The sequence below is a fragment of the Exercitatus varius genome, assembly GCF_029577735.1.
GTDB classification, from domain to species: domain Bacteria; phylum Pseudomonadota; class Gammaproteobacteria; order Enterobacterales; family Pasteurellaceae; genus Exercitatus; species Exercitatus varius.
Map to the genome: position 1 here is coordinate 1 of NZ_JARQTO010000015.1, position 11540 is coordinate 11540.

At 46.8% G+C, this 11540-nt stretch carries 7 protein-coding genes; all 7 read right to left on the reverse strand.

Annotated features, from left to right (window positions below; translation table 11 throughout):
• Window positions 1–298: 298 nt before the first annotated feature.
• The 7 genes from P7M01_RS09600 to putA all read right to left on the reverse strand — a co-directional run bounded on the left by P7M01_RS09600 (window position 299) and on the right by putA (window position 11086).
• Entirely contained in the window at window positions 299–709 is a 411-nt protein-coding gene (locus P7M01_RS09600) for a nuclear transport factor 2 family protein (RefSeq protein WP_317483399.1), read from the reverse strand.
• 65 nt (window positions 710–774) lie between these two features.
• Window positions 775–2073 carry an adenylosuccinate synthase gene (locus tag P7M01_RS09605; protein ID WP_317483398.1) on the reverse strand — a complete coding sequence of 433 codons (1299 nt, stop codon included), beginning with the start codon at window positions 2071–2073 and terminating at the stop codon, window positions 775–777.
• 80 nt (window positions 2074–2153) lie between these two features.
• Window positions 2154–3602, reverse strand: coding sequence for a glycoside hydrolase family 32 protein (locus P7M01_RS09610; protein WP_317483397.1), 1449 nt, complete (start codon window positions 3600–3602; stop codon window positions 2154–2156).
• Window positions 3603–3683: 81 nt separating this feature from the next.
• Window positions 3684–4613 (reverse strand): aminoimidazole riboside kinase, encoded by a 930-nt coding sequence (locus P7M01_RS09615; protein WP_317483396.1) that lies wholly within the window; start codon window positions 4611–4613, stop codon window positions 3684–3686.
• A gap of 78 nt (window positions 4614–4691) precedes the next feature.
• The gene (tyrS, locus tag P7M01_RS09620) at window positions 4692–5879 is read right to left on the reverse strand and encodes a tyrosine--tRNA ligase (protein WP_202937058.1); all 1188 of its coding nucleotides are present in this window, start codon (window positions 5877–5879) and stop codon (window positions 4692–4694) included.
• Between the two features lie 242 nt (window positions 5880–6121).
• The gene (putP, locus tag P7M01_RS09625; RefSeq protein WP_317480524.1) at window positions 6122–7621 is read right to left on the reverse strand and encodes a sodium/proline symporter PutP; all 1500 of its coding nucleotides are present in this window, start codon (window positions 7619–7621) and stop codon (window positions 6122–6124) included.
• Between the two features lie 15 nt (window positions 7622–7636).
• Window positions 7637–11086, reverse strand: a complete 3450-nt coding sequence (gene putA / locus P7M01_RS09630; RefSeq protein WP_317483395.1) for a bifunctional proline dehydrogenase/L-glutamate gamma-semialdehyde dehydrogenase PutA — start codon at window positions 11084–11086, stop codon at window positions 7637–7639.
• Window positions 11087–11540 lie beyond the last annotated feature (454 nt).

Consider the following 11540-nt stretch of genomic DNA (forward strand, 5'->3'; position numbering starts at 1 on the left):
CGACGCTGTAAATAATCGGCTCTTAACACTACACAGATTTTTTAATTTGTGTCGAATAAACAAACATAGGTTAAAAGCGTGCGTTATGGCGGAAGACGGTAAAAGTGCGGTCAAAAAAAGAAACGTTTTTTGAACGTTGGCTTTGCCAACGGTGGCGAAGCCATAAGTAATCGCATTGGCGATTACGCATAAAAAAGCAAAGTTTTTTGGGATGTTGCCCAGCCCAAACGGCTCCGTCAGAAGCGAGCAAATTTATATATCAAATTGCGAATAATTTTTTATTTGCTTCTTAGCCGGTTTATTTGCCGGCTAAACTTTTGCTGATTTGCAGGCAGCCTTTCCAGCCCCAGTAAATTCGGTGCTTCTGAATCAAGCCGTTCTCGATTTCCATCAATTCCAGAATATCGATTTGTTCGCCGTCGTCCGTTTCCCGCGGGTATTCCCAGACTAAAGTTTTGCCGTCGGTCAGATATTCGCCGGTTCGAAACCATTTCACCAATTCGTTCGGCCGGCGTTTGGTGCCTTCGCGAATGAAGCGTTCGATTTCCGTTTTTCCCCGTAAGACGCCATCGGTTTTGTCGTCTAAAATGGCGGGAACCAACGGGCTTTCAAATACGGCGTCTTCGGCATACAACCCGAGCAATCCCTCGGTATTGCGGGATTTTGCGAAGTCGTGCCATTTTTCGAAAATATCCTGAATGGTGTGCATTTTTCCTCCTTATTTTTTGAAAATAAAAAAGCTCATCCGTTGATGAGCTTTAGAAAACAGTCGGATTAGGCTTTGAACGGATCCTGCAGAATGATGGTTTCCACGCGGTCCGGACCGGTTGAAAGAATGGCCACCGGTACGCCGGTGACTTCTTCGATACGTTTCACATAATTGTGTACGGCTACCGGTAATTTATTGTAATCCGTCACGCCGAAGGTATTTTCTTTCCAACCCGGCATACTTTCGTACACCGGTTCCACACCTTCCCAGTCTTTGGCTGAAAGTGGAGCATAATCCACCACGTCGCCGTTCGGTAATTTGTAGCCGACGCAGATTTTCACTTCGTCAAATCCGTCCAATACGTCTAATTTTGTCATGCAGAAACCGGAAATTGAGTTCACCTGGATTGCGCGACGGATGGCTACGGCATCAAACCAGCCGCAACGGCGCGGACGACCGGTTACTGCGCCGAATTCATTACCTCTGCGGGCGATTTCTGCGCCCACCGTGTCAAATAATTCTGTCGTAAACGGACCGCCGCCCACGCGGGTACAATAGGCTTTAATGATACCTAACACATAATCGATATTGCGCGGTCCGAATCCCGCGCCGGTTGCGACGCCGCCGGCCGTGGTGTTGGAACTGGTGACGAACGGATAGGTGCCGTGATCGATGTCTAACATCGCGCCTTGCGCACCTTCAAATAAGATGTTGTCACCGTTTTTGCGGGCGTTGTCCAAAATCGTGCTGATATCGGCCACCATGCCTAAAATAATATCGGCAATCGCCATGACATCATCTAAAGTTTTTTGATAGTCCACCGGTTCGGCTTTGTAGTATTGGACTAGCTGGAAATTATAGTAATCCAGCACATTTTTTAATTTTGCCGCAAATTTTTCTTTATCGAATAAATCGCTGACACGCAAACCGCGGCGGGCGACTTTATCTTCATAAGCCGGACCGATACCGCGACCAGTGGTACCGATTTTGTTATTACCCAATGCGGCTTCCCGCGCATGATCCATGGCAACGTGATAAGGCATAATTAACGGGCAGGCTTCGGAAATCAGCAAGCGTTCGCGCACTTTCACGCCGCGGCTTTCCAATTCGCCCATTTCCTGCATTAATGCGGACGGAGAAAGCACCACGCCGTTACCGATTAAACAGGTTACGTTATCGTGCAGAATACCGCTCGGAATTAAACGTAATACGGTTTTTTCGCCGTTGATAATTAAGGTGTGACCCGCGTTATGGCCACCTTGATAACGCACGACGTATTTTACGCGATCGGTTAATAAATCAACGATTTTGCCTTTGCCTTCATCGCCCCACTGAGCGCCGAGGACTACCACACTTTTACCCATAATTTTATCCTGTTGTGTTTGAAAAATGATGTGGGTTACTTTACCCGTTTTTCGCTGAAATCTCAATGTTCAAGCCGGGATTATTTCACGGCAATTACGCGAGGGTGACCGATTGCGATGGATAAAGTGCGGTCGGTTTTGACGATGTTTTTCCGGTTTTCGATAAAGAAGCGCGAAGTCATCGCCTTTTCGCCCAGATTCAGGAAAATTTCGCATACCGAGCGATCGAAAAAGAGCTCGACTTGCTGAAGATTCGGGATTTCGCAGTAACGTTGCCCGCCCAGTTTTTCCATCCAATCCGTCTGATCCGTTTGCGAACGATCGATGCACAGCAAGTTGCCGTCATAAGACAGCGTCAGGGTTTGTTGGCGGTCGTTGCTGAAGAAATTAAGGCGGAAGGGGTGATTCTCCGCATTGAATTTCAGGTAAGCGCAGTCAAGATCGGGAATTTCTGTCTCACCGGTGAGGCTGACGGATTCAAGTGCGGTCAGATTTTGATAAATTTCTTTCGCCGGTCGCTGTAACAGACGATTGCTTTCTGCCCGCAATTCGCGCGGCAAGGTGAGCATGGAATGCCATTTGTATTTATCCGTCGGATAGGTGACATCCGGCAAACCGACCCATGCCAGCAAAATTGTGCGATTCGCCGTATTGGCGAAGGTTTGCGGCGCATAGAAATCAAAACCTTGATCCAGTTCCGTGATATGTTCGGCACGGAACGTTAAGCCGTCTAACCGCCCCAAAGCGTAGGTGGCATGGTAATTGTTCTGAAATTGATGAGCTTCGCGGGTTTTACCCTGCGGAGACCAGATAAATAAATCCTGATCGTCGATTTTCAGTAAATCGGGACATTCCCACATAAAGACGTTTTGATTGTCAAAGGCGGGAATCGCCAGTTCGCCAAGCAGACGCGGGCGATCGTCGAGATTATTCATTTCGAACACTACGGCGGTGCCACTCAGATTTTCCCGTTGCGCCCCGCAAATAAAACGGATTTTGCCGTCATCTGCGAAAAACGGTTTCGGATCGCGGAAATGTTCGGTATAACCCGCGGGTGAATTTTCCATTAACGGGTGTTTGCCGAGCAGATTTCCCGCTTTGTCGAAAACGGCTAAATTCTGGAATGGGACGCGTTGGTTATCGCTCGGACGGCGCGTATTGCCGGTATAAAAACAGGCGATTTTGTCGCCGACCGGCAGCGCGCCGCCGGAATAACAACCGTGGCTTTCAAATAATTCGTCGGGAATGAGATCCTGAGCCTGACGGTAATGGATAAAATCCGTTGTAGTATAGTGTTTCCAGTGTTTCATGCCGTGTAAGGCGTCGAAAGGAAACCATTGAAAAAATACGTGAAATTTTTCGCCGTCCCAGATTAAACCGTTCGGATCGTTTAGCAAACCTGTGGGCGCGGCAAGGTGATAAACGGGGCGAAAATCTTGATCATTTTCGACCGCACTTTTTACGCGTTCCAGTTCGCCGGCTTGCGCCGCATGTAAAGATTTGTATTTACCGTTATTGAAAATTATCATAAATAAAAAGTAACCGAAATTGTGAGGAAGTTCATTAAATACCGAATGCAAAAAAGGTGAGCCCGAAAGCCCACCCGAAAATTAATTCGCTAAAAACTCGGCAAGTTGCTGTTGATTCGGCAAAGCGGACATCGCGCCTTTTGCCGTACAGGCTAACGCACCGCAGGCATTGGCTTGTCGGATGATGGTTTTGAGCTGTTCCGTATTCGTTTGCCAATGCGGATTTAACGCCAATCCCGCCAGCAATCCGCCTACAAAGGCGTCGCCGGCGCCGGTGGTGTCTACCGGTTTCAGGGCTTTACCGCTGACGATTTCACGGTGACCGTTAAAATGAAATAATGCGCCGTCTTTACCCATCGTCACGATAATGAGTTTTTCCGGATAAAGTACGGTGATTTTTTCGAACGCCTCGTCCAAGGTTGCGCTGTCGGTTAGTAAGGTTAATTCTTCTTCCGAAAATTTTAATAAGTCCGCTAAAGCGATCGCCTGATTTACCACCAGCTTCATTTCGGCGACGGATTTCCACAGACTTTCGCGTAAGTTCGGATCGAAAGAGACTTTGCCGCCCGCCTCGCGAATTTTCTGCATTGCGCGGATTGTCGCCGTGCGGCTTGGTTCGTTTAACAAGGCGATAGAGCAGCAGTGCAACCATTCGCCCGCCTGAAAGGTCGGTAAATCATGATGGTCTAAGAATTGGTCCGCACTCGGATTCACCATAAAGGTAAAATTGCGCTCGCCGTTATCCAAACCGACTACTACCGTTGAAGTGCGATGGTCGGGGTCGAGGTGCATAAAATCCGTATTGACGTTTTCCGCTTTCAGCGTTTGTTGCATAAATTCGCCGAGAGGATCTTTTCCCACGCGCCCGATAAACGCACTCGGCACGCCCAACCGCGCCACGCCTACCGCTACGTTAGCGGGTGCACCGCCGGCGCATTTTAAATAATGTTGCTCGCCGTCAGGAATTAAATCCACCACCGCGTCGCCGAGAACCCAGATTTTGTTTGCCATAAACTTCCCCTTAAAAAACAGGTAAAAAACTGACCGCACTTTTTGTCTTTTCGCTGTAAAGTGCGGTCAAATTTCGCTTTATTTTACCGTGACACGTGCAAATTTACGCTTACCGACTTGATAAACGAACGTGCCTTGTCGTGCATTTTGACGAACGTCTTCCACTTTTTCGCCGTCGATTTTGACGCCGCCTTGTTGAGCGGAACGTATCGCTTCGGACGTGGAGGCCACAAGACCGGCTTCTTTTAACAGCGTAGCTAAACCGATTTCGCCTTCAAAGGTGAATTCCGGCATTTCGTCCGGTATGGCGCCTTTTTGGAAGCGGTTGATAAATTCCTGTTCCGCAGCCTCTGCCGCCGCTTGATCGTGGAAACGGGCGATTAATTCTTTCGCCAGTAAAATTTTTACATCACGCGGATTTTTGCCGGCTTTCACGTCCGCTTTCAGCCGTTCGATTTCGGTCAACGGACGGAATGACAGCAGGTTGTACCAATCCCACATTAAGTCGTCGGAAATAGACATTACTTTACCGAACATGTCGTTTGGCGCGTCTGTCACGCCGATGTAGTTGCCTAAGGATTTAGACATTTTTTTCTCGCCGTCTAAGCCCACCAATAACGGCAACGTGATGGCAACCTGCGGTTTTTTGCCGGCGGATTTTTGCAGCTCGCGCCCCACTAACAGATTGAATTTTTGATCGGTTCCGCCAAGTTCTACGTCGGCCTCTAAAGCGACGGAATCGTAACCCTGCAATAACGGATAAATGAATTCGTGAATTGCGATAGGTTGTTGATTGGAAAAGCGTTTTTTGAAATCGTCACGTTCCAGCATGCGGGCAACGGTATAGTTTGAAGCTAAACGAATCATACCTTCCGTACCTAATTGACCCAACCATTCGGAGTTGAAGACGATACGGGTTTTCTGCGGATCTAAAATTTTGAAGATTTGCTCTTTGTATGTTTCTGCGTTGCGCAACACATCTTCACGGCTGAGCGGCGGCCGAGTGCTGTTTTTGCCGGACGGATCGCCCACCATGCCGGTGAAGTCGCCGATCAAGAAAATTACTTCGTGACCGAAATTCTGGAATTGACGCAATTTATTTAAGACGACGGTGTGGCCAAGATGAATATCCGGCGCGGTCGGGTCGGCTCCGAGTTTTACTTTTAACGGACGGTTTTCTTTTAATTTCTCAATTAAATCCGCTTCGGATAAAATTTCATCAACGCCGCGCTTTAGTTCCGCGAGAACGGTATTCAAATCAGTCATGGGTTTTCCTAATGGAGTAAAAATAATTAGGAGGTTATTATAGTAAATATTGAGGAAATGAAAAGGTTTAAAGCGGAATCCTTAAGTTTTAGGCAAGAAAAAGGCGTTTCCTTGTGGGGGGAGAAACGCCGAAGTTGGAGTGATTATCTATTATTGTTTGAATGGCTCACATGATAATCGTTCTCAAATGTGGTGTCAATACTAAATGAAAATAATTCTCAAATATTTTGCAAGTAAACCTCTCAACGTTGTAATTCAAATTTTTTCAGCGCCTGTTCGAATTGACGACTCACATCAGGATGAACCGGCGTAAATACGGAAGAGCTAATTGCGATAAAAGAACAGACTAAAAATCCGGGAATAATTTCATATAATTGCGCCAGATCGTTCCAGCCTAAATAAGCCATTAACGGTTTCCAGCCGATAACGGTTATTGCGCCGCTAATCATGCCCCATAATGCCGCCTGCGAACTGATGTTGCGATTAAATAGGGATAAAATCACGATGGGGCCGAATGCCGCACCGAATCCCGCCCAGGCATAGGACACCAATCCCATCACTTTTGAATCCGGATTCTGGGCAATGCTAATAGCGATAATTGAAATCACGATAACCATTAAGCGTCCTACCCAGACGAGTTCCTGACTGGAAGCCTGTTTACGGATGAAGCCTTTATAAAAGTCTTCGGTAATGGCGGCGGAACACATCAACAGTTGCGCCGACAACGTACTCATTATCGCTGCTAGGATTGCCGATAACACCACGCCCACAAGCCAAGGGTTGAACATGAGTTTGGAGAGTTCAATAAATACTGCCTCCGCATTGCTTAATTCAATATTTTTGGCACTGAAATAAGCTAATCCGAAATAACCGACGGCGACGGCACCGGTTAAGCAGAATAACATCCAGGTAATGCCGATACGGCGGGCCTGATTTAGGGCGGACACTGAGTCAGCCGCCATAAAACGCGCTAAAATGTGCGGTTGCCCGAAATAGCCCAAGCCCCATGCCAGAGCGGAGATAACGCCGATGCCGGAAACGTTATGCAGCCAGTTGGAATAAGGGATATGAGTTATTTCGGATTTAGCGGTTAAAGCAAGATTGATTTCTTCCCAGCTTATATTGACTAAAACCATAACCGGTGCAAGCAAGAGTGCAAAAATCATTAAACTTGCCTGAATCGTATCACTCCAGGAAACCGCTAAATATCCGCCGATAAAGGTATATAAAATGGTGGACAAAGCGCCTAGCCAAAGTGCGTAGGAATAATCTAAACCGAGTAGTCCCTGGAAGAGTTTGGCACCGGCTACCACGCCCGAAGCGCAATAAATGGTAAAGAAAAACAAGATTATAGATGATGAAATAATTTTTAACGCCTTTTTATGCTGCGGAAAACGTTGGGCAAAAAATTCCGGCAGGGTTAACGCGTTGTTGTATTGTTCGGTAAATACACGCAATCTTCCGGCAACAATCCGATAATTGAAATAGGCGCCGACGGTTAATCCGACGGCAATCCAGGCTTCGCTGAGACCGGACAGAAAAATCGCGCCGGGTAATCCCATCAACAGCCAGCCCGACATATCGGAAGCGCCGGCGGACATGGCGGTGACAAAACTGCCCATTTTGCGGCCGCCGAGAATATAATCGTCAAAATTTTGAGTGGATCGATACGCATAAATTCCAATACCCAAAATAATAACCAAATACAAACCGAAAGTCGTATAAATCTGATAATTGTGCATAAGTCCTCCTTGGCATTATTGCTCTTGAATTGCCATCAATGAAGCGTTTCCGCCCGCGGCAGTGGTGTTTTCACTACGGGAAAATTCGTCGTAAAGCAAAGTTAAATCCTGGCTGTTTTGCCAGTTATAACATTTGAAGATGCTTTGACTGTGTTCGGCGAGCCATTGACGGCGTTTCTTTTCCAATGGCGTGAAGTAAATACCTTTTTGGCATTTACCCAATTCGGTTGAAACGCGAATTTTATCGTTTGTCTGTTTCGCCAAAGGATGAGACGGTTCGACCAAAACGCTGAATCCATTTTCTATCAATTTTTTCACCGCACTTTGTGATTGCGCGAGATCACCGTTCAGGATCGCCACCTCGCAAGGCAGGTAAGCCAAAGTATTTTTTTCGCCGGTAATACCGGGAAGCAATGGTTTTTGATTGCGCAGGCTGACGTCATCGCCGAAACGGCTGTAATAACCGTCCGTGCGAGTGAGACGCTGTAAATAGAATTCGCCGCCGGCTTTCGGTCCGGTGCCCGATAAACCGTGACCGCCGAAAGGTTGTACGCCGACAACCGCACCTACAATATTGCGGTTAATATAGAAATTGCCGCAATTCAGATGTTGTTCCACAAAATCAATTTGTTTATGGATTCGGCTGTGGCATCCGCCGGTTAAGGCATATCCTTTGGCGTTGATTTTTTCGAGCAGTCTTCCCAAATCTTCCTTACGATAACGCACTACATGCAGAATCGGACCGAAAACTTCTTGTTCAATCGCATCGACATTGTCCAGCAGGCAAATCGCCGGTGAGACGAAAGTGCCTTGTTGCGGCGTTTCAAGTTCTGCGTAATGAAGAGCGATCTTACGCATTTTCGCTTTATGCGCTTCCAATCGTTGTTTGGCTTCGCGGTCAATCACCGGTCCAATATCGGTAGATAGCAGACTTGGATTGCCCGGACGCAATTCCTGCATGGCTTCCGTGATCATGGTGTAGAATTTATCGGCAATATCTTCTTGTAACAATAAGATACGCAACGCCGAACAGCGTTGACCCGCCGAATCGAAAGCGGAGGAAAGTACATCGGTCACTACCTGTTCCGGCAAAGCGGAAGAATCGACCGTTAAGACGTTTAACCCGCCGGTTTCGGCGATTAAAATCGGATCATTGTCCGCAGCGGCAAGCTGTTGATTGATAAATTTAGCCACATCGGTGGAACCGGTGAAAACCACGCCGTCAAAAGGTTGTTTAACCAATTCCGCTCCGAGATCGCCCGCGCCTAGAACCAACTGCAACGTGGTCATCGGCACTCCTGCCTGATGCAATAATTTCACCGCGGCATGAGCGATTAACGAAGTTTGTTCGGCAGGTTTGGCAATCACGGAATTACCGGCGGCCAGAGCGGCGGCGATTTGACCGGTGAAAATCGCCAGAGGGAAATTCCAAGGCGAAATACAAAGTATTTTTCCGCGCGGTTCCGCCAGTTTGTCGTGTTCGGCCAGAAAACGAAGCTGTTGTGCATAATAGCGTAGGAAATCTACGGCTTCGCGTAATTCGGAAATCGCGTTCGGCAAGGTTTTCCCCGCCTCCAGCACGGCAAGTTTCATCAGCAAGCCGTAATTTTGTTCGTATAAATCGGCGGCTTTGTTTAAAACTTCCGATTTTTCTCCCGCACTTTTCTCGTTCCATTGACGATTATTCGCCGCATGAAAAATGGCGGCGGTTTTATCAATCGCACAAAATGCCGCTTCACCGATTTGCTGGTTTTGATTGGCCGGATTAAAAACAGGATTAAACGGCAGGTCTACATTTTCATCTAAGGCAACCAATGAAACCCCGGGTTCGACGGACGGCCGATTCAAATCCTGCTCTAAACGCGCTAAGGATAATTCGTTCACCAGATCGATGCCTTTAGAGTTTTTGCGATCAGAAAACAGATCCGGCGCGTTCGGTACGGCCTTATTCGGCATGCCCTGTGAATCGCTGTAACGCTTCCAGGGCGGCGTGATTAATTGTTCCGCCGGAATGTCTTCGTTCACCAATTGATGGACGAAAGAAGAGTTCGCGCCGTTTTCAAGCAGGCGGCGAACTAAATAAGCCAGCAAGGTTTCATGCGTTCCGATCGGCGCGTAAACGCGTACCTGACGATCGAAATTGGCTTTTCCGACGATATTGTCATACAAGGTTTCTCCCATGCCGTGTAAACATTGGAATTCATAGTTTTTATTCTGCCCCAGTTCATAAATTGTGCATAAACTTTGCACGTTATGGGTGGCGAACTGAGGATAAACGACGTCTTGCGCCGCTAACAGTTTTTTAGCGCAGGCGAGATAGCTGATATCGGTATGGTTTTTCCGGGTATACAGCGGGAAACCGTCCAGCCCGTCGGTTTGCGCCCATTTGATTTCACTGTCCCAATAGGCGCCTTTAACCAGCCGAATCATTAAATAGCCTTGTTTTTCCCGAGCTAAATTAATCAGGTAATCCAACACGAAAGGACAGCGTTTGGAATAGGCTTGTACCACATAACCGATGCCTTTGTAGCCTTTCAGTTCGGGCTCGTCTAATAAACGTTCCAAAATATCCAGCGAAATTTCCAGCCGGCTGGCTTCTTCCGCATCGATATTCACACTGATCTGATATTTTTGCGCCAAAAGAAACATCTGTTTGACTTTCGGATAGAGTTCATTCATGACGCGATCATATTGCGCCTGGCTATAACGGGGATGAATTGCGGATAATTTCACCGAAATGCTGTTCGCGCGGTAAATATCCTGACCGGCGGCATTTTTTCCCACGGTTTCGATAGCGGCAAGATAATCGTTAAAATATCGTTCCGCGTCCGTTTTAGTCATTGCCGCTTCGCCCAGCATATCAAAAGAAAAGCTATATCCTTGGTCAAAACGGGGTTTAATTTTTGCCAACGCCTGTTCAATATTCAGGCCCGTGACGAACTGTTTGCCTAACATACGCATTGCGCGAATGACGGCGTTTCGCATAACCGGCACGGAAAGACGGGTGAAAAGACGGGTTAAACCGTTGCTTAATTGCTGTTCGTTAAGTTGAAATATTTTTTGCCCGAATAATAAACCGTAGGCGGCGGCATTAATAAAAAAGGACGAGGATTGACCGAGATGTTCTTTCCAATTTCCCTGTTGCAGTTTGTCGTAAATTAATTCGTCACGGGTTTTCTTGTCAGGAATACGTAACAAAGCTTCCGCAAGGCACATTAATGCAATGCCTTCGGCTTCGCCCAAGGAAAATTCTTGCATTAAGGCATCCGCGCCGTATTGGTTTTTCTTGGCTTTACGAATTTTCTGAATAAGCCTCAGGCCATTGTCATGAATGCGCCGCTCTTGCTCATCGGTAAAAGTTAAGGTGGACTGGAGGGCGTCAACGGCGGTTTTTTCGTCAAGACGGTATTGAGCGGTAATCGCCCGGCGAGCCTCAGTGTAAGTTTTTGAGAGATTGAATTGCATATTGTTTCTCCGTTGTGTTGCATAATTGTTAAAATAATAAAAAATAGGAAACAGAAAATAGCTAATGCAGTAAATCACGCTTTTATTGTTCTGTGAGATTTATCACAAAATAAACGGGATAGTCGAGAGGAATTTGGCGGTTATCGGTATTTAACTAAAGTGCGGTAGAAATTTTTAATATTTTTTAGTAAAAATGCCATGGATTTTGATTAAAAATCATTTTTACGGCGTTTTGGCGTGATTAACGTTAAAAAAACTTCGTTTTTTTTATGCGTAATCGCCAATGCGATTACTTATGGCTTCGCCACCGTTGGCAAATCCAACGTTCAAAAAACGTTGCTTTTTTTGACCGCACTTTTGTGCCGTTTATCTGTTTGACGGAGAAAATATGACATATAACATCGGCAAAGTGAGTCCGACCAATCATAAAGAGCTGGCGGAAATCGACCAATTA